The sequence below is a fragment of the Roseburia sp. 1XD42-34 genome (assembly GCF_009917385.1).
In the GTDB taxonomy this organism is placed as follows: domain Bacteria; phylum Bacillota; class Bacilli; order Bacillales; family Amphibacillaceae; genus Virgibacillus.
Window position 1 is genome coordinate 1 of sequence record NZ_QWLJ01000028.1, and the last position, 24644, is coordinate 24644.

At 36.8% G+C, this 24644-nt stretch carries 24 protein-coding genes and 1 pseudogene; 1 reads left to right on the top strand and 24 read right to left on the bottom strand.

Features of this window, described 5'->3' with window-relative positions; translation table 11 throughout:
* Positions 1-181: 181 nt before the first annotated feature.
* The 22 genes and pseudogenes from D1839_RS13935 to sigW form a co-directional block, all read right to left on the bottom strand.
* The gene (locus D1839_RS13935) at positions 182-922 is read right to left on the bottom strand and encodes a TnsA endonuclease N-terminal domain-containing protein (RefSeq protein WP_120380558.1); all 741 of its coding nucleotides are present in this window, start codon (positions 920-922) and stop codon (positions 182-184) included.
* A gap of 377 nt (positions 923-1299) precedes the next feature.
* Complete coding sequence (gene glmS / locus D1839_RS13940; protein ID WP_120380559.1) at positions 1300-3102, bottom strand: glutamine--fructose-6-phosphate transaminase (isomerizing); 1803 nt, start codon at positions 3100-3102, stop codon at positions 1300-1302.
* A 604-nt stretch (positions 3103-3706) separates the two neighbouring features.
* Positions 3707-4255: a DUF2812 domain-containing protein gene (locus tag D1839_RS13945; RefSeq protein WP_158589666.1), complete on the bottom strand. Its 549-nt coding sequence runs from the start codon at positions 4253-4255 to the stop codon at positions 3707-3709.
* Positions 4256-4856: 601 nt separating this feature from the next.
* Positions 4857-5218 (bottom strand): annotated as a pseudogene (locus D1839_RS21220) (class II fructose-bisphosphate aldolase).
* A gap of 101 nt (positions 5219-5319) precedes the next feature.
* On the bottom strand, positions 5320-5589 hold the full coding sequence (locus D1839_RS21115) for a class II fructose-bisphosphate aldolase (protein ID WP_330585542.1): 270 nt from the start codon (positions 5587-5589) through the stop codon (positions 5320-5322).
* 254 nt (positions 5590-5843) lie between these two features.
* On the bottom strand, positions 5844-7256 hold the full coding sequence (locus tag D1839_RS13955) for a PTS galactitol transporter subunit IIC (RefSeq protein WP_120380562.1): 1413 nt from the start codon (positions 7254-7256) through the stop codon (positions 5844-5846).
* A 30-nt stretch (positions 7257-7286) separates the two neighbouring features.
* Positions 7287-7589: a PTS fructose transporter subunit IIB gene (locus D1839_RS13960; RefSeq protein WP_120380563.1), complete on the bottom strand. Its 303-nt coding sequence runs from the start codon at positions 7587-7589 to the stop codon at positions 7287-7289.
* A gap of 1 nt (position 7590) precedes the next feature.
* The gene (locus D1839_RS13965) at positions 7591-8076 is read right to left on the bottom strand and encodes a PTS sugar transporter subunit IIA (protein WP_120380564.1); all 486 of its coding nucleotides are present in this window, start codon (positions 8074-8076) and stop codon (positions 7591-7593) included.
* Between the two features lie 54 nt (positions 8077-8130).
* Positions 8131-8646: a galactose-6-phosphate isomerase subunit LacB gene (lacB, locus tag D1839_RS13970; RefSeq protein ID WP_120380565.1), complete on the bottom strand. Its 516-nt coding sequence runs from the start codon at positions 8644-8646 to the stop codon at positions 8131-8133.
* 12 nt (positions 8647-8658) lie between these two features.
* Positions 8659-9087 (bottom strand): galactose-6-phosphate isomerase subunit LacA, encoded by a 429-nt coding sequence (gene lacA / locus D1839_RS13975; protein WP_120380566.1) that lies wholly within the window; start codon positions 9085-9087, stop codon positions 8659-8661.
* 25 nt (positions 9088-9112) lie between these two features.
* Complete coding sequence (locus D1839_RS13980; RefSeq protein ID WP_120380567.1) at positions 9113-9871, bottom strand: DeoR/GlpR family DNA-binding transcription regulator; 759 nt, start codon at positions 9869-9871, stop codon at positions 9113-9115.
* 550 nt (positions 9872-10421) lie between these two features.
* A complete protein-coding gene (locus tag D1839_RS13985) occupies positions 10422-10781 on the bottom strand; it encodes a hypothetical protein (protein WP_120380568.1) in 360 nt (119 codons plus the stop codon).
* Between the two features lie 199 nt (positions 10782-10980).
* Positions 10981-11220, bottom strand: coding sequence for a hypothetical protein (locus D1839_RS13990; protein ID WP_120380569.1), 240 nt, complete (start codon positions 11218-11220; stop codon positions 10981-10983).
* A 631-nt stretch (positions 11221-11851) separates the two neighbouring features.
* Entirely contained in the window at positions 11852-12517 is a 666-nt protein-coding gene (locus tag D1839_RS13995; RefSeq protein ID WP_120380571.1) for an ABC transporter ATP-binding protein, read from the bottom strand.
* Positions 12514-13551 carry an ABC transporter permease gene (locus tag D1839_RS14000; RefSeq protein WP_120380572.1) on the bottom strand — a complete coding sequence of 346 codons (1038 nt, stop codon included), beginning with the start codon at positions 13549-13551 and terminating at the stop codon, positions 12514-12516. The genes D1839_RS13995 and D1839_RS14000 overlap by 4 nt, the downstream gene beginning before the upstream one ends.
* A gap of 63 nt (positions 13552-13614) precedes the next feature.
* Positions 13615-14994 carry a sensor histidine kinase gene (locus tag D1839_RS14005; protein WP_120380573.1) on the bottom strand — a complete coding sequence of 460 codons (1380 nt, stop codon included), beginning with the start codon at positions 14992-14994 and terminating at the stop codon, positions 13615-13617.
* Positions 14994-15683 carry a response regulator transcription factor gene (locus D1839_RS14010; RefSeq protein ID WP_120380574.1) on the bottom strand — a complete coding sequence of 230 codons (690 nt, stop codon included), beginning with the start codon at positions 15681-15683 and terminating at the stop codon, positions 14994-14996. Before D1839_RS14010 ends, D1839_RS14005 begins: the two co-directional genes overlap by 1 nt.
* Before the next feature lie 355 nt (positions 15684-16038).
* Positions 16039-17385: a phosphoglucosamine mutase gene (glmM, locus tag D1839_RS14015; protein ID WP_120380575.1), complete on the bottom strand. Its 1347-nt coding sequence runs from the start codon at positions 17383-17385 to the stop codon at positions 16039-16041.
* Positions 17386-17435: 50 nt separating this feature from the next.
* A complete protein-coding gene (locus D1839_RS14020) occupies positions 17436-18737 on the bottom strand; it encodes a CdaR family protein (protein ID WP_120380576.1) in 1302 nt (433 codons plus the stop codon).
* Entirely contained in the window at positions 18730-19551 is an 822-nt protein-coding gene (gene cdaA / locus D1839_RS14025) for a diadenylate cyclase CdaA (RefSeq protein WP_120380577.1), read from the bottom strand. Before cdaA ends, D1839_RS14020 begins: the two co-directional genes overlap by 8 nt.
* A 622-nt stretch (positions 19552-20173) precedes the next feature.
* The gene (locus tag D1839_RS14030) at positions 20174-20806 is read right to left on the bottom strand and encodes a zf-HC2 domain-containing protein (protein WP_120380578.1); all 633 of its coding nucleotides are present in this window, start codon (positions 20804-20806) and stop codon (positions 20174-20176) included.
* A 15-nt stretch (positions 20807-20821) separates the two neighbouring features.
* Entirely contained in the window at positions 20822-21385 is a 564-nt protein-coding gene (gene sigW, locus D1839_RS14035; protein ID WP_077303239.1) for an RNA polymerase sigma factor SigW, read from the bottom strand.
* A gap of 148 nt (positions 21386-21533) precedes the next feature.
* Between sigW and D1839_RS14040 the strand changes: the two genes are divergently transcribed.
* Positions 21534-21692: an aspartyl-phosphate phosphatase Spo0E family protein gene (locus tag D1839_RS14040; protein ID WP_199690179.1), complete on the top strand. Its 159-nt coding sequence runs from the start codon at positions 21534-21536 to the stop codon at positions 21690-21692.
* 528 nt (positions 21693-22220) lie between these two features.
* Here the strand turns inward: D1839_RS14040 and rocF are convergent.
* Both rocF and surE read right to left on the bottom strand, forming a co-directional pair.
* Positions 22221-23123 carry an arginase gene (gene rocF / locus D1839_RS14045; RefSeq protein ID WP_120380579.1) on the bottom strand — a complete coding sequence of 301 codons (903 nt, stop codon included), beginning with the start codon at positions 23121-23123 and terminating at the stop codon, positions 22221-22223.
* A 91-nt stretch (positions 23124-23214) separates the two neighbouring features.
* Positions 23215-23988 carry a 5'/3'-nucleotidase SurE gene (surE, locus tag D1839_RS14050; RefSeq protein WP_120380580.1) on the bottom strand — a complete coding sequence of 258 codons (774 nt, stop codon included), beginning with the start codon at positions 23986-23988 and terminating at the stop codon, positions 23215-23217.
* Positions 23989-24644: the final 656 nt, after the last annotated feature.

The window sequence follows — 24644 nt, forward strand, 5'->3', positions numbered from 1 at the left end:
CACTTTGTTGAACAAACTTATTTTTATAATAGGAACCATTTTATGTTCTGTTTAGTCTACTTCACCTTAATTTTTTTTTGTCTAGTCAAGTGTAACCTATCCACCTTTTTTCGCGCATGCTTATAAGTTCTATTTCTATGTTCCTCATTGGGTCTATTTTTTTATTAATATCTACTCCCCACTATTTATTTGCAAGCATATGTTTTACAATAAAGAGACAACTACCATCTTGAAAGCCAAATTTCGAGTCACATTCCAAAGCTATCAAAGCAAGAGGATCTTTGGACTTACGTATACTTGTTAATAAAGTAGGGGCAACTCTTTCCACCGTCTTTATATTTAACGATGGAAAATACTCTAAGTACCTTGCATTATATAACCATTCAATATTTTTTATAAAAACTTCATCCCTTTGCTTTTCCGTAACAATTCCCCAGTCTATCCCTTGCTCCTTATAAAATTGCTGTTCAATAGCAAACTTCTCTATTTCACGTTTGTTTAATTTATTCGTAGGTTTTATTTGCCTTGCAAATAGCTGATCATTGCTGGAGGACTTTGTTGATATCATAAAATCAGTTGTCATAACTATTGGCTCCTGTGTCTTTGGGTCATTAGGATGTTTTATACCTAAAGATTCTGCAATCTCTATTGTTCTTTCTAAAGGTAGCAAGGGATACTGTTCTTTGATATCTATAACAGCCCGAGACCACTCCAGTTCGTAGAGATAATGTAATTCTAATTGTGACATTAAATGATGAATTCTCCCCGTTTTCCACCCTTTATGTCTAGGTGTAATCCCTTCTGAAGGGACATCTTGTATTGTTAACCACGGCTTATAATCTTCCCCCACGCCTTGTCCTCTACCTTCCAAAGTCCACTTTTCTATTTTTTTCTTCGTTGTCCCCCTGTTTCGCTTTGCCATTCTAATCCTCCTAAAAATTTGTATTAAAAAACACTAATTATCTTAAAAACCTAATAAAAAAAGTCCGTTATAAAGAGCTTAGTTAAATGGAATTTTTTAACTAAAGCCCAAATTTATAACAAACATCCTTCTTAAGCTAATAGATAATTAGTGCTGGATACACTAACTAGTTTTATTACTCCTTGTAGAAATATAGTAATGATAGTTCTACAAGGAGTATTTTAATTATTACCAATACAGCTACTTTTATTCATCCAAAAGAAGTTTCTAACTTTTTTAGTTAGTATACATCTTTTTTAGTTAGTTTCTATCTTTTATTGTTAGTTAGTTACTTACTTTTTTGTGACTAGACAATTATCTCAAACCACAAATTCGCCCTACTCCACGGTCACACTCTTTGCCAAGTTACGTGGTTTATCGACATCGCAATCACGGTGTAACGCAGCGTAATATGACAATAGTTGTAACGGTACGACACTAACAAGTGGTGTGAGCAATTCATGAACATGCGGGATGACAAATGCATCTGTGTCCTGCTCTAATCCCTTCATACTGATCACCATATCATTAGCTCCACGAGCTACTACTTCCTGAACATTGCCCCGAATCGAGTAATTGACATTTTTTTGGGTGGCTAATGCAATGACTGGAGTTCCTTCTTCAATTAAAGCGATCGTTCCATGCTTTAATTCTCCACCAGCAAAGCCTTCAGCCTGGATATAAGAAATTTCTTTTAGTTTAAGCGCTGCTTCTAAGCACACATGATAATCTATGCTTCGACCGATAAAAAAGGCGTTGCGTGCTGTACGCAAGTATTTACGTGCCAAATCTTCTATTGCTTCTTTTTGATCAGTTAGAACTTCCATAGCATTGGCAACAATAGCAAGTTCGCGCATTGGAGCAAAATCCAACGGCAGTCCTTTTGTTTTTGCGGTATCAACCGATAATATAGCCAAAACAGCAATTTGGGCTGTATAAGCTTTAGTAGAAGCAACTGCAATTTCTGGACCTGCATATAAGTTTAACGTATAATCTGCTTCACGAGAAAGGGTGGATCCAGGCACATTTGTAATCGTTAATGCCAGATGTCCCATTTCTTTAATTTTTACCAATACGGCCCGACTGTCTGCCGTTTCTCCACTTTGTGAGATAAAAATAAATAGTGGCTTTTCTGATAACAGTGGCGTATTGTATGAAAATTCACTTGCGATATGAACCTCAACCGGAATGTTAGCAAATTTCTCAATAAATTCTTTACCAACTAAACCAGCATGGTAACTCGTTCCAGCTGCGATAATATAAATGCGATCACAGCTGCTCATCGCTTGACGGACACCTGTATCCATCTTCAGTTCATTGTTTTCCGTTTGGTATTCGTTGATAATTTTACGCATGACAAATGGCTGCTCATCTATTTCCTTTAACATAAAATGCGAATACGTTCCTTTTTCAATATCATTGGCATCGATTTGAGCTGTATATGGCTCACGCATGATTGAATTCCCATTAAGATCTTGAATCTCAATATATCGACGATGAACAAGCACTACTTCCTGATCATGGATTTCAACATATTGATCTGTTACTTTTAAAGTTGCCATGGCATCACTTGCAACAACATTAAATCCGTCCCCTAATCCAACTAATAAAGGACTCTTATTTTTGGCAACATATAGCGTATCACGATGCTCATGATCTATCATACCGATCGCATAGGACCCCTTTAACAGACTCATTGCTTTGCGAAAAGCTGCTGCTGTATTATTTGTTTCTGCAAACAGCTTTTCAATCAGTTGCACAATAACTTCTGTATCTGTTTCACTAGTAAAATGTACGTCATGAAGATATTTTTCTTTTAACTCTTGGTAATTTTCAATAACGCCATTATGAACAAGTGTAAATCTGCCAGACGCGCTTTGATGCGGATGCGCATTTTCTTTACTTGGCACACCATGTGTCGCCCAGCGGGTATGGCCAATTCCCATCGTTGCATGTACAGAGTTATCTATGCTTTCTCTTAATTTTGCAATTCGACCTTTTACTTTCACAACTTGAACACCTGTGTCATTTAAAGTTGCAATACCTGCTGAATCATAACCTCTGTATTCAAGCTTTTCAAGTCCGGTTAATAAAATCTCTTTCGTGTCATCCTGTCCGATATATCCTACAATTCCACACATCGTTGTAGTCCTCCTTGTAAAAAAGGGGCAGGACAAACGATCCAAATAAAATATACTTTATAGGGGCGTTGTACTGCCCCTTTCTCGTGATTGTTTTTGTTACATCTTGCCGTTTCCCTTTGGCCAATGAGTTGCCTCATTGTTTTAAGGAAGAGCTTGACAATTGAGATGTACAATCGGGAGGCACCCGCCGAACGTTCGATAACCTCCAACCTCGTCAACTATGCTTCCTGCCGATCGGATGCATAGTCCTGGCGCTTTTAAAAAATTCGTATACCTTTAATGCTCCTTTCTATATTTGAATCATCCAAAAAAGGATACACCACATTTTAACCTTGTTTTGCATTTTAAGTCAATCATTTTTTCCGTTGCGAGTGGAAAGACACCGTCACTATCTAGATAGTGGATGGAATATTTTTTCAAGTTGGTTATAAATATAGTATGATGCAAAAGTGGAAAAAGTGAACCGGTTGAGAAAATGAAACATCATGTAGACAATATTTTTAAAGCAACGCTAAAATTACAATTTTTATAATAAATCCCTATTAACCGCCAACGCCCTCCATGGCCATCACCGAACTTTATGTTTTTTTCAAAAATTAATTTACCATAAATGTTTATTAGACTGGTAGAGACGATAAACGGAAAATGTACCAATAAGGAACAAGCCATTACTCAGTATGAGAAGGGTAATCCATAATGAAATTGGAGTGAAACTAAGTATAGATCCAAAATAAAAAATATGAATAACGCTCATAAGAAGAAACAACAGCATCGTAAATAGCAGATATATCGTTAAAGCAATATAAAAATATAATAGGTAACGATTTCGTTTGGTGATCTCATTTCGAACTGGATAAACTTTTAATTCGGTCGTTTGCTTTTGATTGGACAAAACACACCAACAACCTTGTTGACAAAGTTTCCCCCAGCCATTTTGCTGTAATGCCAAAGGCAACTCATCGTTTTGCTTTTGTTTACAATAGGCGATATGGTAGCGGATAAGTTGAGGATCATTCCCTGCTTTAAAAATAAACAACCGAAGATTAGGCTCTATCTTCACTAATTGTTGACCTTGCAAAGCTCTTGTCTGGAGCCATCTTTCTGTTTTCTTTACATCATAACTCCAAAATGGCTTCCAAGCTTTTTTCACTATGCCTACCTCCTTCTCCTTAGCTGTTTTACTAAAATTATCTCCTCACTTAAGCATATGTGCTTGCTCAAGAAATATGATGTTGCTTTTATTTCAAACCGATACTCTGTTTCACTAAGGAGGAGATACGTTTACATTCAAAAATATTACGATCTAGAATTTCTATGACTGTTACCTCATCCTAAATTCATTTGTTTTCAATATCCTTCCACTCTTTTCTTAGCTCTTGTTGAATCGAATGAAAAAAGCGGTGAACTGGATAACGATTAAACCCAATATCATTAATCGGAATGTGTTCTCCCTACATAAGCCAGCTTGTACATAATCATTCATTAACCATAATTTGCTTAGCTTAACAAGGGAATAACAAGCTTTTACGCATGACTTTTTCGCTTTGAAGCAATACTTTCCTACTTCGGTACGGGACTTTATTATTCTCCATCCTTTTAAGCACATAAAAAACTGCATCTCCAATTATTAGATATGTCTAACAATTGGGGAGCAGTTCAACACTATAAAGTAGTTACCTACTACATAACTAATCCTGCAATTTTATGTTTTTTTAAGAAGCTCCCTAATAAATAAATGATTCCTTATCAGATTATGCTTTACCATCACTTTTACACATTAGTATTCTTTCTAAAACCACATTTTTCATTGCTTCTTTTGCAGGTTCCATGTATTTCCTTGGATCTGTTTCACTTGGATGCATAATCATGTGTTCACGCAACGCTCTAAAAAAGGAATTTTTAGTTCTGTTGAAATATTCACTTTAGCACATCCTAGAGATATACATTTCAGAACGTCTTCTTGAGTAACCCCAGAGGCACCATAGAGAACAATTTGAATATCAACTAAATTTTTTATTCGTTTTCATCTATTAAAATCATTCGGCTTAGTTTTATAGACGCCATGCCCCGCCCCAGTAGCTGAAGCAAGCGAATCAACCCCTGTCCGTTCCACAAATTCTTAAACCGTATCTGGATCTGTAAATGTCTTCCTCTTCAACAACCATATCATCTTCTTGGCCGACGAGAGAGCCAAGCTCTGTTTCTACGCTAGCCTCATAGTATTAGGGAGATTTCAACAACCCTCTTTGTGAGTTTAATATTCTCTTCAAAAGTGGAATGCAATCCATCTATCATTACAGACTTCGTACCTAATTTTAATGATTCCTCAATGGTTTCTAATGTTTCATGATGGTCTAGATGTAAAGCCATCGGGATATCATTTTCCTTAGCAGCAACTTCTGCTATAGCCTGAATATATGCCCGGCCTACGTAATTCATAGCTCCAGGGGTTACCGCCAAAATAACCGGTGATTGTGCTTCCATTGCAGCTTCTGTACCACTTTAATTGTTTCGATATTATGAATATTGAAATGCAGGACTCCATACCCATCTTCTCTAGCTGTAAGAAACATATCTTTTGTGTTTAGGACGTATCCCATAATTTTCCTCATAAATCAGATAAGCCTACTTATTTGACAAATTCATCTTTTTCGTGCATAGATAGCATATCTAACTATACTATAATAGTTAGGTCTCTATTAGCAGTCTTTTAAATGTCATGGCCTTCAAGACCTTTATTAGGCTGCCTTTTTCTCTTCTTTATACACTTTATTACGTTTTTTCATTTGTTTTACATACCAAGCAAAAAGCCCTAAATAAGCTACAAGTGCTCCTAATGCCGTTAGTACTGGTACTAAATTAAATCCATCACTCGCTTTTCCTACTAAGATAGCGATAAATTTTTCAACCGGTCCTTCAAGAGTTGAATGAGTAATGAGCGCACCTCCTTCAATTCCTGAAGGCATAGCACCAACAGATGTTGCAACGTCAGTTACAAAGGGAGCTATCGCTGTTCCAGACCAAAGAAATATAGGAATCATAATAGTGCCTATTAGAATCATACGGATAATTTTACCTCGACAGACGACTAGTAATGCTGGTGTTAAACCAATAGCAATAATACCTCCCAATGGAAGAATTCCATTCCCAGGTAAAATTAATGCAATAAACAGCATAATTGGAGCAATAACATTAGCTGCAGCCCACATTTCGGGTCGAGCAGCGAGGAAAGGCCAGTCGATTCCAATATGAAACGTACGGCCTTTTAAGCGCTTACTCATAAAATCTGTAATTCCTTGAGATATCGGTTCCATAGCTGCAATAAACCATGTTCCGACAATAGAAAACAATTCTAGTGCTGTACCGCCAATAAAAGCTAGGGCAAAAATGGTTGAAACTGGTTGCTGCCCTAACAGACCAACAAAAGTCCCTAAATAAATACCAATAGCAAACTTACTTCCCCAGAAACCTATCTTTTCATTCAGCCAGGCTGCATCGAAGTCATACTTATCAAGGAATGGTAACACTTTCTCAAAAAACTTATCAAATAACATGATGAAAGGGTTTAATAAAAAATTTAAATGCGTGGTTGTTGTAGGGTTCGAATCAGGCATGTCCAATAAGTCATTAAATGTTGGCTTCATTAAATCAGCATTAATGAACTTCATAACCCCTAACATGATGACTAACATGGTCGCAATAAAAAGGTTATCAGAGTAAAACATAACTAGTAAGCCTGTAATGGATAAGTGCCAAAAATTAAAAATGTCTACATCAAGTGTGTTTGTCTTGTTCATTGCTAATAACGCAAGGTTGACAATAATTAAAATCATTAAGAAAAATAATGTATATGCTGACCCCCAAGTGATGGTTGCAAGCGGAGCCCAACCTACGTCGGTAATGGTAAGTTCAATACCGGTAGATTTTACAAAGTCTTGTAAAGCAGGCGCAAAATTACCAGTCAACAAATCAATAACTGCTCCAATACCCGTTAATGCGATTGCTAATTTTAGTCCGCCTTCAAGCGCCTTGCTTACTTTAACTCTCATTAATACAGCAAGTAAAGTAAGCAAGATAAACATCATGGGCGCAGCGCCTAAATCAATAATAGGTTGAAAAATTGAGTTTGCAAACTTAATTATTGCATCCATTTTTTCATATACTCCTTCCTATATTAAGGTTTATTTTTTCAGATTTTTGATAACGCTTTCTAATTCATCAAAAACAGGATCTGCCATAGATGGTATACGATATAAGATAGGGCCTGCTTCAATTAAAGGTATGTTTATGTCAAAACTAAATTTTGTTTTTGAAATTGGCGTGAAGATATCATACTGATCCATCATATCTTTATTAATATCCTTTACTACAACAGCATCTACCTTGACATCATAACCTCTTTTTTTCATTTCTCCCTCAATTGCAGTTTTTATTTGGTGACTTGAGTTAATCCCTGCTCCACATGCTGCTAAGATTTTAATCATTTTAAACATCTCCTTTTTTATTTGTTAAAAAGTTATAAATAGATTCCGTGTTATCTAATTTCTTAAGGTAACGCATATTATTTTCGTTTGTGATAAATGACATCAAATCGGAAAGTACATTCGTTTGGTTTGTTTTTTCATTATTAATGATGAAAAATAAATACTTAACTTTCAAATCTAAATCCGGAACAATCATATTTCGAAAAGTTATTCCATCATTTAATTTCACAAAAGCAATTGCTTTTGTTTTACAATACTCTGCTTCTGTATGGGGTATTGCAACATTCGATAGTCCTTTTGCAACAGGCGAAAGATCCAACCCAGTGGGATATTCTTTTTCCCTGTTTTTAATTGCTGCAATAAATCGATCGTTGACCAATCCTTTTTGTAATAATTTTGTACCTATCTCGTTAAATACTTCATCTTGTGTTTGAGCATCACTTTTAAAAATCAAATCCTTTTTATAAAGAGAACAAACTCCCTCCATATTCTTCACCTCCTTTAGTAAGAATGCGAAAACTTGCTTTAATTTTGTGTCTATTTAATCGTGATACTCTCCTCGATCCCATTTTTCCATAAATTCATCAAAGAAATTTTCGTTATTTGATTGCTCTTCATTGCCACCAAGAATATCTATTTTTTTAATGATTTCCTCTTTTTCAGGTGTCTTGTTATACTCGGTCTCTAGAAATACATCCATAATATTCTCCATTAATCCAACTCCGACAATTCGTCCACCCATTGCAATGATGTTGGCATTTAAATTTTCCTTTGCATATCGTGCAGTTTCAATATCTCCAACCAATGCTGCACGAGCACCTTTCACTTTATTCGCACTTATCGAGATTCCTACCCCTGTGCCGCAAATGACAACTCCTAAGTCTGCTTCACCTAATGTTACTTTTTCAGCTGTTTTTTTACCATAAATAGGGTAATGCGTACGTTTTTTGTCAAATGTCCCATTATCCACAACTTCATGACCTTTATTTTCCAGATATTTAACAAGATGATTTTTTACTTCAGTAACGATATGGTCACATCCAATTGAAACTCTCATTTTGTTCACTCCCTAACACATTTTATTTAACATATCTACGCGGATTTGATGTCGTCCTCCATCATAATTTGCGGCTGCAAATGTCTCCACTATTTTTTCTGCAAGCCTGTCCCCAACTATCCCTGAACCGATCGTTACCATATTTGTATTATTATGGGATCTCGTCATTCGCGCAGAATGCTCATCAAATAAGTTTGCACATATAATTCCTTTTAATTTATTAGCAATCATAAATGGACCAACACCATATTCATCAATCATAATTCCCTTGTCTTCTTTATTTGCTTGAATGTATTCAGCCACTTTTAATGTGGCATCATAATAATTGTTACCTTTTAGCGGAGTTAAATCTTTTACCTCATACCCTAATTGTACAAGATGCATTTTAATTAACTCCTTTAGTTTAAATCCTTTTAAATCACTTCCTATTACTATCTTCAACTCTAAAACCTCCTAGTTCTTGATGTTATTTAATAATGTTACATTTATTTTGGTAATATTTTTCAAACTGAGGAGCCAGTTTGTTATCTGTGATGATCCCATCGATAATATCAATATGACACAACACTTGAAAAGCTTCGATACCAAATTTAGTGCTGTCCGCTAAAATATAATTTCTATCCGAGTTTTTTAAAATGATTTGTTGAACAACGCCTTCCTCCTCTTCGGCTGTTGTTATATGTTCACCTTTTATTCCATTTGTTCCAATAAATGCCTTTTGAACTTTTATATCTTGCATCCACTTTCGTGTAAAATATCCAATAAAAGTTCCTGTTCGTTCACGTAGCCTACCCCCTATTAAAATAAGGTCATACCTTGAGTCACCTTTAAAACGATTAAAAACAGAAATAGAATTGGTAATTATTTTTGCTGAATCCACATTTATAAAATCATAAATATATTCTGTTGTTGTCCCTGCACCGATGAATAGGACATCGTTTTCTTCTATTAATTCGGCGGCTTTTTTAGCTATATGCTTTTTTTCGTTTATATTAAGCGCACGTTTTTGCACGTGGGATAATTCAATATACTGTGTCCTTTCACGGTCTTTCCTTTTTGCTCCCCCATGCACCCTTTCTATTAAACCTAATTCCTCCAGTTCCATTAAATCTCGGCGAATGGTCATTTCGGCTACACTTAATAAGTTGGAGGCCTCAGCTACTTTTAAAAATCCTTTTTCATCAATGAGACGCATTATTTGGTTTTGTCGATTTTCTTTTAACATAATCTGCCTCCTGTTCTTTATTGTTTTATTTTGTTCTTTAATGTTATTATATTAAATGAAATCGTTTTATACAACCTTTTTTTATGTTCGTTCAAACATAGTTCATAATTGTTATCGTATTTAGACGTTTAGATAATAAAGCGTCTATACATTTGGCTAGTCGTTTTATTACTACGCGCTACTTATTAACTAAAATTTCTTTGGGTTTTTTATTTCTAAATAGCTGTATCCATAATTATCTTCGTTATTATTACTAATCTTTTATCTATACCCCGAGACAATGGTTTAAACCATAAAAAAGAACACTTTTCGAACATTCATTCATCATTTTCTAACAATTACTTCTCTTTTCACATACATTTATTTTCCCTTGTAAAATTTAAGTCTTATCTTTGTTGGCATGTAAGGAATTTTGCCATGATTTTTCTCTGAATAAGAAATCCCATAAATTTATCCACGTATTTATATTCTCTACTAGTTCCATATATACACCGCAAAAACCGCAGATGATTAACATCTGCGGTTCCCTTTACTTATTACTGATGTCTATCTAAAAAGTCAAGCATACGTTGGGAGCAAATATAGAATATCCTCGCTTTAGCAAGGCTTGAAACATAGACCGGAATTCTTTTCGTTCTGCTGCCTGCGGTTCACCATGCGGCCAGAAAATAGTATAGCCGTTATCATAATGGGCATGGGCTTTAAATAATAACGCTTCTATCTCTAGTCCATCATAGGAGAAGTACGTCACTACCTCAGGTACAACCATCTCTTCACTAACTACACCGAGGACACGGTTATTTGTTAGCATAGTCCAGCTTTCATCATTGAACGTATACTGATAAATATTAGCCAGTGATGTTGCCGTTCTACCTAATACATAAAGATTACCTGATTCCGCAATTACCAAATGATCAACTGGGTCGAGTGGTGCCTCTATAGTAGTCAGCTTTTTTCTGCAAGGTTATATTGATATAGCCGATCCGTCACTCCTTTTTCCGTTACGAAATAAAAGCATTGCTGCTGCTTATTCCATTTTAAAAAGTTGATACTTTCTTGTTCTATAGTTAAAACTTTACAAAATGTTGAGCTATCTATGTCAAACCTTGCTAAATACGTATACTCAGCTTCATAATCGGTGAGAAAGCATATGGTCGTTTCATCAACAAAAACTGGGTCAATGACGACATGTATTTTTTATTATCAGGGCTTAAAGGAATTTGCCCTCCTCCAATTTTTACGAAGCCTGTAATATATGTATTGGCATACATGTGTGTAAATACAAACACTTCCTCCTGTTCAGAAACTGCCTCTAATACCGTTGGACCAGCTTCTCCTTCAAAAACCAAAAAGAAATACTGAGTGATATTGCTCTTAAGGAACTTCGCAAATCAATTTATGAGATTGATGCAACCATGAAGAAAAAATTTTCATCCAAACCGCCAACGAATGAGCTGGAAGATGAAAACGAATACTGCCGAAAGGTAATGGATGTAATTGAAAGTGAGGAAACAATTTCCGAATATCCCAAAGTAAAAGAGAAACTGAATCTGTTATATATCGAACACTTACGAAGAGGGTATAAAAAGTTTTGCATAAATGATCATTTCCTTATCGGAAAGTATATCCATTTACACAAAACTTTTTACGCTCTCTACAAAAATCACACTCTCTATTCGTTTCTTGCAAAGTTTTTGTATACGTGATCTAGTCACAATAGGTGGCACTTCTATACTGTCACAACCCATTTCTTACGCATAGTATCCTCTTTCCAAGATCCACCATTGTATATTCGATCTGGTTGTATTGTTATTAGCGTTATACCGTCAATCGAATACGGTATATACCTCTATTTAGATTTAAAATTTGTTTTCATAATAGATGGTGGATTGAAATGCAAGCCAAGGTGGGTTCTTATCTTTACAAAAAGACCGCGCCCTCTAAAATAGTAAGGACGCAGCCTTGTTAAAACTTCTCTTCCTAGTCATTAACAAATTCCACTTTCCCATCGCGAATAGTAATGATTCTATCAGCAAAGCCTAAAACGCGTTCATCATGCGTTACCATAACACCTGCTTTATTTCCCTCGTTCACCTCTTTAGCGAGTAGCTTGACAACTTCTTGTCCTCGACTGGAGTCAAGGCTTGCAGTGGGCTCGTCCGCCAAGATAAGCTTCGGGTCATTCACTAACGCCCTAGCAATAGCTACACGTTGTCTTTCTCCCCCAGATAGCTCATTCGGATAATTATTAATACGATGCTCTAAACCAAAATGAGCAAGTATATCTGCTTTTTTCTGCTTCGGTTTATGAGCAAGCACAGAAATAACATTTAATTGATCCTTCACTTTTAAATATGGAAGTAAATGAGCAGCTTGAAAAACAAATCCGATTTTTTCCAACCTGCGCTTTGTTACTTCTTTCTTAGATAGTGTTGCAATATTTTCCCCATCCAATAAAACCTTACCGCTAGTAGGTGACAATAAAGCGCCCGCAATGGATAACAATGTGCTTTTTCCTGAGCCTGAAGGGCCAACAATTGCAACAAATTCTCCAGCCTTTACCTGTAAAGAAGCGTCGTTTAAAGCAACATATTCTTTCGGCCCATCTTGATATACTTTATGAACATGTTCTAATACTAGCGTCATGCTGCCACCCCCTCAATAGCTTCCAACGGATCAATTTTGACCACTTGATAAAGCGATACGACTGCCCCTAACACAGATACCACGATAATAATGATAGCTGGTTGGACAATTGTTGCCATGTTTAAAATAAATGGCATATCTGCCGGGAATAATGCACCAACTCCAAAGCTAATAGCTGTAGCAATCCCTACGCTAACGACTGAAAGAAGGATAATTTGGGTGATTAATCCTGAAATTAAATACTTATTATTCGCACCGAGCGCTTTTAAAACGCCGAATTGATCACGTTTTTGTAGTGTCATTACGTAAAAGAAGGCAGCTAATACAAACGCAGTAATGACATATAAGAAAATGATCATCATATTAAGGGAAGCTTGCTCTTGGGAATAGCTCGGAATACCACCTAGAGCATCGATTTTAGGGACAGCGGAATAATCGCCATCTGTTACTGCTACTCCTTTTACCGCTACGGCATTCACTTGTTTCAAATCTTCACTTTCAATAAACACAACTGGTGTATGGCTATAACGTTGGTCTGTTGTAAATCCAGATACAACATAACTCGTTTTCTCACCTAACTGTAATTCATCTCCTATTTGAATACCTTCTTGCTTTAGACTATCATCCGCTAGCACTTCATTTTCTTGCTTAGGAAACCTACCTTCCATTACTTCCGGCATTAACATGCCGCCACGCTCTGTTGCAAATAACGCGAGGCTAATTTGCTTGTCTCCACCACCGATCGTTGCATTCATCATTTGGACAGAAAGCGTATTAGCCTCCTGTTCTTGATCATTCATTATTTCCTTTGCTTGTTGCATTGGAATAAATGAGTTGCCTAACTCCCCTTCTGCTTCCGCTTCTAAAACTAGGTAATCCGCTGCTAAGCCCTGTATAGAAGATGCATTATCTGCAGATAAGCCTTCAGCTAAACCGGATACAATAAAAATAAGACTTACCGTCAATGTTGTAATTAAACTGATTAAGATATATTTTGTTTTTGCAAATAAGAGTTCTCTGATGGCCAGAAACATGTTACTCCCTCCTGTTCTGACCATAGTATAACTCGTAAATATGAACGGAGGATGAACGAATCGTTACACTTGTGGCAGTGTGACGATCACCTTCGTCCCTTGACCGAGGTCACTTTCCACCATAATTGTTCCCTCATGCAACTCGACAATCTTCTTCGCAATCGCTACTCCGAGGCCAGTACCTCCCTCTGTTCTTGTACGCGCCTTATCCACCTTATAAAAACGGTCAAAAATTTGCCGCAAATCTTCCTCACCAATACCAACCCCAGTATCTGATACTACCACTCGCAAGTCATTTTTCCGCTTTTGTACTTGGATGAAAATATCACCGCCGTCTGGCGTATACCGAATAGCATTTGTAATCACATTCATCCAAACTTGGTAAAGGAGCTTTGGTTCACCTTTAACCAATATATCTTGGTTATCAAATTGTATGGTTAAATGTTTTTGTCGCCATTGCCATTCCAATGTAGATAGAATATCTTTCAATTGTTCACTAATATGAAACGTTGTAAACTCTAACTTTTCCTCCGTTTGGTCTAGCTGTGAAAGTGTCAGCAATTGCCTGCTTAAAGCAGATAGTCGTTTACTTTCTTTCTCTATAATCGACAAGTAATAATGTCTTGCATCCTCCGTTAACTCTTCTTCTTGGAGTGCTTGAGAAAATCCCTGAATGGAGGCAAGAGGAGACTGAATCTCATGAGACACACTTGACACAAAAGCTTGTCTTTTTTCTTCTGTTTGCCGTAGACTCTGACTCATTACGGAAAAATCTTTGGCTAAACGACCAATTTCATCTTTTCGATTAACAGATAGTTTAATATGATAATTTCCTGCGGCTATTTTTCTTGTTGCTATTTTTAGTAATTGAATTGGTTTGACAATCCATCTTGTACTAAATAAAATAAATAGAAAACTGAGCAATAAAATTAAAACAATAAGCACAGCAAAAAAAATACGCATTTCTCCAAACTGTTGCGCGGAATTGGCGCGCACAAATAGCGCATATTGTAATCCTTCGTTGCTTTCAATAGGAACACCAATTGTATTTTCCAGCGTATGGTCAAAGAAACCTGTTACAAATAAACGCCACGGATAGTTTTTTATACCATGATATATTCCGCCAGCCAATACATGATCGACCACTTCTTTAGAGGCTTGCACTTCATCGAAAGGCTTCCCAAAGGATCGACCACTTCCATATGGATCGGTTAAATAAAATGAATAACCTAGATCCGTTAGTTCGGACAAATAATCATCCAGCGATTGCTCACTACTTTTATATAAATAAACAATATTATGTGCAATCTCCGTAACTTTGGCATCATTTTTTGGTTTTAAAATATATTGATAATACCCGTTACTCAGAATAAAAGCAATAATGGAACTGGAAATCATAATAACAAAAGTAGTTACAATAATACGAAAATATAATGTTCGCATTAAGACTGTCCACCTGCCTTTAGCATTTCTAACTTATACCCAATCCCTCGCACCGTTTGGATCGTGAAATCATCTTGACAATCAGCAAACCGTTCCCTTAACCGCTTAATATGTACATCTACTGTACGAGCATTTCCTTCATAACCTAGCCCCCACACATGCTCAATTAATTGCTCTCTAGTAAATATTTGATTGGGATAACTAGCTAATTGGGCTAACAACTCAAATTCTTTTAAAGGGAGAATAATTGTTTTCCCATCTACTTGTACTTCATAGTTTTTACGATTAATGCATATAGTACCAATTCGTATCTTATCATTATGGATCATTTGAAATCTCCTGAGCAATGCCTTTAAGCGAAAAAGAACTTCTTTTGGTTCGAAAGGTTTAACAATATAATCATCTGTTCCAGCGATAAAGGCTTTTTCCTTATCGGCAATCTCTCCCTTTGCCGTCAACATAAGTACAGGAATATCATAAAATGTACGAATATCTTTACATAATTCATATCCGTCCAACTTAGGCATCATAATGTCAACAATAGCAGCTCGTACATGTGTTTGCTCCATAATAGATAATGCTTCTTTACCATCCTCTGCTTCCAACATCTGATAACCTTCTTTTTGTAAGTACAACCGTAATAATTCTCGAATATGTGCATCATCATCTACAACTAATACTGTAATCAAGCTTTTTCCCTCCCATCTACATATGTTTCTTATCCATTTCATCATCTATAACTAATTACGAGAAGTAGAACCATTGAAGTATAATACAAATAAGTTATTAACTCAGTACAACATGTTAAGCTTTTTAGAAAAGAACCTTATTCTATTGCGTTAAGCAAAAAGCCGAACAATTGAATTATCATTGTTCGGCTCTCGGGTAACAAATTCTCATCATTAGTTATCAAATTACTTTGCTTCCGTGTTTCTTCAACTCAAGCGCTGTTTGCAAGGCACCTACCAATTGGGAGCGTTAAACCAAATGTATTCGTTTTGAATCAGTTTTCTTCGATATGTTTCAACTTTTTATATCTGTATATTATTCATCTCTTCCAAGTAGCTTTTCAATAACATCGACAATTCGCTTCACATATAAATCACATTCTTCCTTCGTTGGCGACTCAACCATAACACGAACTAAAGGTTCCGTTCCTGAAGGACGAACTAATACGCGTCCCTGTGTACCGAGCTCTTGCTCTACCTTATCAATTTCTTGTTTAATTTGCGGATGATGCAAAGCCTTATCTTTATCCGTGACTCTTACATTCTTTAACACTTGAGGATAAATTTTCATTTCATCAGCCAGCTCCGACAATGGCTTGCCTGTTTCTTTCATGACGTTGACTAATTGTAAAGCCGACAACATTCCGTCTCCGGTTGTATTATAATCTAAAAAGATAATATGTCCTGACTGTTCTCCCCCCAGATTATAACCACCTTGACGCATTTCTTCCATTACATAACGGTCACCGACTTTTGTCTTATCGCTACGCATGCCGTTTGCTTCTAAGGCTTTATAAAAGCCAATATTACTCATTACTGTAGAAACAACCGTGTTATGCCGAAGCACGCCTCTTTCATTCATAAACTTGGCACAAATAAACATGATTTGGTCACCATCAACTAATTTTCCTCGTTCATCTACGGCAATCAATCGATCTCCATCACCATCAAAAGCCAAACCAACATCTGCCCCTTTTTCTAGCACAAACTCCTGAAGCTTTTCCGGATGAGTAGAACCTACTCCAGCATTAATATTTAACCCGTCAGGTGAAGAACCAATGGAATAAATGTCAGCTTCTAAATCAGCAAATAAGTGGGTTGCTAAGCTTGAAGTAGCACCATGTGCACAATCAAATGCAATCTTCAAACCATCAAATTCATTATCGACTGTATCTTTTAGATGAGAAAGATATTTTTGACCACCTTCAAAGTAATCATTGACAATCCCCACCTCTGCTCCAGTTGGTCTAGGAAGTTCATCCTCGCCATCCATGATAGATTCAATTTCATCCTCTTGCGCATCTGTTAGTTTAAACCCATCTGGACCGAAAAATTTTATCCCATTATCTTCCACAGGATTGTGTGAAGCAGAAATCATAACTCCAGCCTGAGAACTGGTTGCTTTTGTTAAATAGGCAACCCCCGGGGTGGAAATAACACCTAAGCGCATAACTTCTGCTCCAATGGATAGCAAACCAGATACAAGTGCACCTTCCAGCATGTGACCAGATACACGGGTATCACGTCCAATAACGATTTTGGCACGTGGTGTCTCTTTCGTTAACACATAACCTCCAGCTCGTCCTAGCTTAAAAGCTAACTCTGGTGTAAGATCCTTATTTGCCACTCCTCGTACACCATCTGTTCCAAAATATTTTCCCATGTAGTTTCTCTCCTTTTTATCAATTCCGCCATTTCTTAGATAAGAGCTACTTATGTTTTTTCACTAATTTCTATGGAAGCTTGTTCAAATTCAGGTTCTACAGATAAACCCTCCGGCGATTCTACTCTAACTGATACTTTATGCGTACCTGGCTCTAAGCCTCCTGCATCGATAAAAGCTCTAAAGTCATTCTTTTTTAATTTGGCTACAGCTGCCTGCCCCCCCGAAGCTGTTAAATCTACTTCTGAACTAGACGGATCTGTAATGACCGCTTCCAGCCCATCCTCTAACCCTTCTATTTCAATTGGAATTCCTGTAATCGTTTTTGTTTCATTCGTTTTTGTACCACTTGCCTCTGTATCGTTAGCTTTTGTATCACTCGCTTTTGTCTGTTCTATCTCAACTTTAACTTTAATACTTTCTCCATTTAAAACCGTTACACCGTCTGGTAACGCTAGGCTTGTTTCCACAGTGCTTGACTCTTTTAACTTACTCAAATCAATTGCTTCTGTTGAAACCTGCTCCAAATCCTGAAGAATGCTATTTTTCGCAAACACTTCCACTTCCTCTACATTAGCAGAAATTCCGGCTAATGCATACCCTTCTGGCGGTTCACCCGTTGTTTCAACGCTAACTGGTACTTTTTTACTCGAATTATTAATATTTACAGAAACGACTACATTTTTTGGCTCCACATTCACTTTTAATTCATTCCCTTGATTATCGTAGACATTTACAGGAACTTCTCGATTATCAATGGATTTATCTAACCCACTCACATCGACATAAGCTTTCACAATACCTATTCGGTCAATGACACTCTTAGCGCTAGTTATGGTTACCGTTTGGGGGCTTACTTCATAATCGCCAAGCTCATATCCTTCTGCCATTTTATCTTTATTTAAAAAGTCAACGTTTACTTGAAATTCTTTTGTTGCCTTTTCTTCAATTACAACGTCTACACGCTTCGGCTCTATATAGGCATCTAGCTTATTAGAAATATTATGTTGTATTTCTACTGTATGCTCGCCGGCTCCTAACCCTTTTAAGTCTACCCACACATCAAAATTTTGATTGCGAATAGTCGGTTGCAAAATAGCTGCTGATCCTTCTAACTTCACAGAAACATACTCTGGAACTCCACTAACCACATATTTCTCATTATTAATATCTATTCTAACTGGTACTTCATCCAATGTTTCTACATTTTTCGTCTCTTCTCCAGATGGAAAAGTGGAATCATCATTATTTGGTAAACTATTTTGATCCACGGCGACAAAAATATAGAAGAAAACGGCAAAGGCTAAGGAAACGACACGGACAAACCATTTACTTCGAAACCAATTATCCATTTTTGTTTCCCCTCCATTTTTTTGACTTTTTTTCAGGGGCTTTTAAACTTAATGATAAGTTCTTGTGTAATAGATCTCTTAAGCCTTCCTGGCTAAGCTCTCTATGTAGTTCACCGTTTTTCGTACAAGAGATATCACCGGTTTCTTCTGATACGACAATGGTTAGGGCGTCCGTCACTTCACTAATTCCCATTGCTGCGCGATGCCTTGTTCCTAATTCCTTTGATATGAAGGGACTCTCTGACAAAGGTAAGTAACAGGCTGCGGCAATAATCTGGTCACCTTTCAAAATCACTGCACCGTCATGTAGCGGTGTATTAGGTGTAAATATATTTGTTAAAAGTTGATGTGTTAGTTTACCATTAATCGGAATACCCGTTTCAGCGTAATCACCAATCCCTGTTTCCCTTTCTATTGTGATGAGGGCTCCAATCCGACGTTTAGCCATGTAATTACAGGATTGAATAATCGCATCAATATTCTTTTCCATAATTTCCTCTTCCGATCGCGCACTACGACCAAAAATATTACCTCGTCCTAATTGCTCCAAAGCTCTACGCAACTCTGGCTGAAATAATATAATAATAACGATAAGTCCCCAATTCATCACCTGGCTTGTAATCCATCGTACCGTTTGTAAATCTAAAACAATACTTAACAACCATACAGCTAGCACGACTGCAATTCCTTTAAGAAGTTGAATAGCCTTTGTGCCTCTTATCAGCATGATTAATTTATATAAAACATACCAGACGAGAGTAATATCTACGCCTATCCTAAGGAGCTGTATTAGGTCAAATCCCCCATCAAGCATGATGTACACATCCTCTACAGTAATTTCTTATATCAAATTGTTCGAAACGGCTAGTACCATTGTTTAATTTCCCAGCTGACGCTTTTTTTCAAGGCTCATTTACTGGAAGCCGGTTCGAACTTCTTCATTATTTAAAAAGTCATTATAACATTCCTATTGTAACATAAAATCACCTATATAATGTACGATTTTCACATAGCAGTTCTAAGCTGGATAAAAGTAAAGAAAACACCTAATAACAGGAGATAGAAAATGATCACTTATCCATAAAGCGAATTAGTGGAGGTCTTCTTTCATTCCCCACTGATTGTTCGTACCTTATATGGTATATCGGGCATTTAGATGCTGTTATCTCTCGCTTAGGCTTGTTGTAGTATGGATTATCCAGTTCTTGAAGAGGATACTTACAGCACCTTCATGCGGGATAAACTATATACAAATCGTACATTAAATCTATATTACGTACGTTAATTATGTATCGCTGAACTTAAATTGATTCTGCTAAAATTCCCCATGACACATACCACATTTCACAAATAGTTGTAAAAACTACACTTCCTTTATTAGGTAAGATAAAAACCTGAATTCGGAATCACCGCCTTCAGGTTAGATAGATCTTATTTTAAAATGAAAAAATACTCTGGAACAGTTCCTTCAGGGAGTACCATATCCATTCAAACATTTGATCTACATGCTTTATTTCTCCATTTATTTCCCCAACGGAAGCCATCAAACCATCACCTTCAATAGGTTCTTCAATGAGTTCTCCATTAATAAGAGTGACATTCCCGTCTATCGTACCGTTAATAATCAGATCACCATTTTTAACGACTAAATCCCCTTCGACAGTTTCGTCTGCAGGGACAATGACTGTATCTCCTTTAATAATCAGATTTTCCTGCTTTGATACACTCAATTGATTGTCTTGATTCCACAACGAAAACATACCGCTAAACATAAAAATAAAAAATATGGCTGCGGCAGTTAAAATCGGATGGGCTTTAAACCATCTTCTATATTTATATCGCTTCCGTTCGGTAGGAAGATTATCCATCACATTTGCTGTAAAATTAGCAGGAGCCTTTATTTGTTCGGTGCTTTGTATAAGTGTAATTGTTCGTTTTAATTCATGAAAATGTTTTTGACACGCTTCACAATTTTCCAAATGGCAACTCAGCGCTTGCTCCTGTTCTTTTGTAATATCTCCATCTAAATAATAATGCATTAATTCTACTGCTTCTTTATTACAATTCAAGTGAGTCACACTCCTTTACACGTGACGAAGCTTTTTCCTTAAGGCTTCCCTTCCACGATGAATACGGGTTTTTACGGTCCCTAGTGGAATATCCAGGATTTCACTAATTTCCTGGAGGGAGAATTCTTCAATATACCGCAGCATAATGATACTGCGATATTTTGGAGGAAGCTGTGAAATTTCGTACTGAATATAGCGTTGCAGTTCAATTCCCTCGACTTCTTCTTCTGGCAGCCTTCCCTTATCGGCTATCTGCGAGTACATATTCAACCCTTCCGTCCCTTTTACCTCAGCATCAAGATAATGATCCGGTTTTCGCTTACGAATACGATCAATCGTTAAATTCGTAGCAATTCGATATAACCACGTCGAAAATTTCCGTTGCTCATCAAAAGAATGGATATTGACATATGCCCGAATAAAAGCCTCCTGCGCTATATCTTCCGCCTCGTGTGCATTACCAAGCATGCGAAAGCAGTGCTGGTAGATCTTATTTTGAAAGAATGAGACCACATCTTCAAAAGCGGATTGATCTCCTTTTTTCACTTGTTTAATTCTGTCTCTTATCATTTCATCCATATTGGTACCTCCGCTTAACTATGCGGTAATATTGTTACGAATTAGCCGATCAATAGGTTTCAAAAAATATTAAAAAAATGTAAATGTTTATGATTGCAAATTTTTGGTTACTATCCTACTATATTATACTAGATAGGAGGGTAGATTTGTGAGTAATTCTATATTATTAGAAAGAATTGAAAATGGCAGAGAGGAAATGATCTCTCTTAGCAACTCGCATGCATTAACCTCTGAAGCAGTAATTAACTCAAGTGTTGAATTAGATGCACTAATCTTAGAATATTTAACCAACAACCGTAAAAAATAACGCATGCATACAAGCACGTCATTATAAACAAAAACAAAAAAATATAGGGTAAAAAAGACATGAAAAATCATGTCTTTTTCCATTTATCCCACATGTAAGATGCCGTAAAGCTCCCACTTTAAAAGTTGACATGGATACAAAGAATTCATAGCGGGAGATAAAGGCTCCTATTGCTCCATTCGTTCAGGAAAGGTTGTTGATCATAGAAAGCATGGCATGCATAAAAAGTATTCTTCCTTTTCAAGGGCAAGGTAAGCTACATCAATTCTGCATTCACGCAAAAAATTTTTTCACTTTTTCAAGCGTGCCTTTAGGTTTTTGTGCTACTTCTATCGGTAGGAACGGAGAAAAATGCCTACGTGAATTGGTTACTGACCAAAATGGGTGTTTTCAAAAAACAACTATCTAAAACCCACAACATGATGTAATTTTTTAAATCCCCTTATAGTTTATTTAGTAACAGCAATGGCCAAGTGACCTTTGTGGAGTGAACGATCTCTTTATTATTTTAACATATTTTTACAAGTTTCACTTTAATTTTTCTCCAAATAATGATCCCATTAAACCTACTGCAAGTGTAGCTGTTTTATTTTTTTCATCAAGTATAGGGTTTACTTCAACAAACTCTGCTGACGTAATCATCCCCGTTTCTGCCAGCATCTCCATGGCTAAATGGCTTTCTCGATAAGTCATACCTCCTATAACTGGCGTGCCTACACCTGGTGCTTCTGAAGGATCAAGCCCATCTAAATCTACACTTAAATGCACCCCATCTGTACGAGGTTTCAAATAGGAAATCGCTCTCTCTATGACGCGTGGCATGCCTAAACGATCCACTTCATGCATTGTAAATACTTGAATTCTTTTACGTCTTATTAACTCCTTCTCCCCCGGATCAAGGGAGCGCGCACCAATAATTACGATGTTTTCCGGTTTCACCTTAGGCGTATATCCAGCAATAGAAGTTAACTTTTCATGACCTAATCCTAAGCTAACCGCAAGCGGCATTCCGTGGATGTTACCAGAAGGGGATGTCTCTTCGGTATTTAAATCCCCATGCGCATCATACCAAATGACTCCGAGTTGGTTATAATGCTTGGCAATCCCCGCCAAGCTCCCAATGGCAATACTATGGTCTCCACCAAAAACCAACGGAAAATTCCCCTTTTCTACTGCTTGATCAACCATTGTTGCCAGCATATCGTTAGCTTCAATAACTTGAAGCAAGTTCTTTAGTTTGTAAGCTTGTCCTGTTTCATACTTATCTGGACGTGTAATGGATATATCACCATGATCATGCAACTTGTACCCTAACGCCTCCAACCTCTTCAATGCGCCTGCATAACGCAGAGCGCTTGGCCCCATATCAACACCACGTCTACTCTGCCCTAAATCCATTGGAACCCCAATAATGGATATGTTTGATTTCATGAAAAGTCCCCCCTTTATTGCTATTGTAGACAAAAAGGCGGAAGTGACTCAACTCAACATGAAATTGTATATATATGCAGATCACTACTGCTTATCCCTTATTATGATATTGGAACCAGCGTGCGAGTTGATCGATTCTTCGTTTCTTCGTATGTACTAATTCGATTGGAGAAATCGTGATAAATCCTCTTTTTAGTAAATCATAATCGGTGCCTTCGTTAACCTCCCACTCCTGGTAACTATCCTTTAACCAGTAATAAACATGACCATATGGATCGTTCAACCCAGTAAAGTTATACCGCGATACGGATAGATCCATTGGAACAACACGCACTCCTTTACATAGATCTTTCGATGTATAGGGTAGATTTACATTAAGCATTAAATTTTTAGGTACCCTGTGTTGAATAATAACATCAACAACTTGATAGAATAATTGTTTTACAATGTCGAATTTTATTTTCCTGCTATCGAACGTCTCCAACGAGACAGAAATAAAAGGAATTTGGTACACCATCGCTTCTTGTGCAGCAGCAATGATTCCAGAAGAGTATAAATCCCTACCTACATTCGGACCAATATTTATACCAGAAAATACAATATCTGGCTTTTTTCTTTCTAGAACGTCTACCCCCAGCTTCACACAATCTGCTGGAGAACCATTGACTGCATATATTTCTGCAGGAAAAGCAAAATCTACTTTTTTTAGTTTTAATGGTCGACGCAATGTTATTTTATAACTATAAGCACTCTTTTCTGTTTCAGGACAAATGACCATCACATTGCCAAAATGGGAAAGCAACTCCGCCAGCGCCTTCATCCCAGGTGAAAAAATACCGTCCTCATTTGTAATTAATATGTTCAAGCCTCTAACTTCCTTTCCAGTCCCATGATGAAATTTTTTGCTTATTTACCTTCCCAACAATTTCTGCCGGGGCAAAGCACACCATTTAAAATGATGAAATCATATATACTTCTGTCTTCCCCACCATCGCATTTCCTCTTTTCTTAAACGCCTACTATAAGTATAGTTAACAATTATGAAGGAAAATTAAATACAAAATTAAATAAATGCTACGTTTTTGTAAAGAAACGTTAATATTTCATTTCTAATTCCGAATAATGTAAATTGTTATAAACAGGTTTATTGATAGGTTTTTTTGGCTTATTTTATTAGCATGTTATTTTTTCTGTTAACTTAATGTAAATCTTTTACAAAAACTTAATAACCGTTCTCAAGAGGGCAAAATAAAATTGTATCAATTACGACATGATGAATGGCAGAGGTTAAGAAAAGGTTTCATACAAATAACGAACCTAAATATAATTTACTGAAACCCAAGTAGAACAAAGGCGCAGAGCGCCCGGTTAGCAACGTAGCGACTGGAACGAAGCAACTAAAGTTTTAGCTAAAACCAGGGGTATGCCGACGTCGGGCGGCGAGCCCGTATTTAGTGGGCCTTCCTCTTAGCTACAACCAATGAGGCCTTATCTCGTAGGACGATTTCGTGAAGTCGCCTA

Excerpts from the sequence above, each read along its gene's own strand:
- D1839_RS13935 (WP_120380558.1), bottom strand. The coding sequence starts at position 922 with ATGGCAAAGCGAAACAGGGGGACAACGAAGAAAAAAATAGAAAAGTGG.
- glmS (WP_120380559.1), bottom strand. The coding sequence starts at position 3,102 with ATGTGTGGAATTGTAGGATATATCGGACAGGATGACACGAAAGAGATT.
- D1839_RS21115 (WP_330585542.1), bottom strand. The coding sequence starts at position 5,589 with ATGGAAGCACAATCACCGGTTATTTTGGCGGTAACCCCTGGAGCTATG.
- D1839_RS13955 (WP_120380562.1), bottom strand. The coding sequence starts at position 7,256 with ATGGATGCAATAATTAAGTTTGCAAACTCAATTTTTCAACCTATTATT.
- D1839_RS13960 (WP_120380563.1), bottom strand. The coding sequence starts at position 7,589 with ATGATTAAAATCTTAGCAGCATGTGGAGCAGGGATTAACTCAAGTCAC.
- D1839_RS13965 (WP_120380564.1), bottom strand. The coding sequence starts at position 8,076 with ATGGAGGGAGTTTGTTCTCTTTATAAAAAGGATTTGATTTTTAAAAGT.
- lacB (WP_120380565.1), bottom strand. The coding sequence starts at position 8,646 with ATGAGAGTTTCAATTGGATGTGACCATATCGTTACTGAAGTAAAAAAT.
- D1839_RS13980 (WP_120380567.1), bottom strand. The coding sequence starts at position 9,871 with ATGTTAAAAGAAAATCGACAAAACCAAATAATGCGTCTCATTGATGAA.
- D1839_RS13995 (WP_120380571.1), bottom strand. The coding sequence starts at position 12,517 with ATGACGCTAGTATTAGAACATGTTCATAAAGTATATCAAGATGGGCCG.
- D1839_RS14000 (WP_120380572.1), bottom strand. The coding sequence starts at position 13,551 with ATGTTTCTGGCCATCAGAGAACTCTTATTTGCAAAAACAAAATATATC.
- D1839_RS14005 (WP_120380573.1), bottom strand. The coding sequence starts at position 14,994 with ATGCGAACATTATATTTTCGTATTATTGTAACTACTTTTGTTATTATG.
- glmM (WP_120380575.1), bottom strand. The coding sequence starts at position 17,385 with ATGGGAAAATATTTTGGAACAGATGGTGTACGAGGAGTGGCAAATAAG.
- D1839_RS14020 (WP_120380576.1), bottom strand. The coding sequence starts at position 18,737 with ATGGATAATTGGTTTCGAAGTAAATGGTTTGTCCGTGTCGTTTCCTTA.
- cdaA (WP_120380577.1), bottom strand. The coding sequence starts at position 19,551 with ATGCTTGATGGGGGATTTGACCTAATACAGCTCCTTAGGATAGGCGTA.
- sigW (WP_077303239.1), bottom strand. The coding sequence starts at position 21,385 with ATGGATGAAATGATAAGAGACAGAATTAAACAAGTGAAAAAAGGAGAT.
- rocF (WP_120380579.1), bottom strand. The coding sequence starts at position 23,123 with ATGAAATCAAACATATCCATTATTGGGGTTCCAATGGATTTAGGGCAG.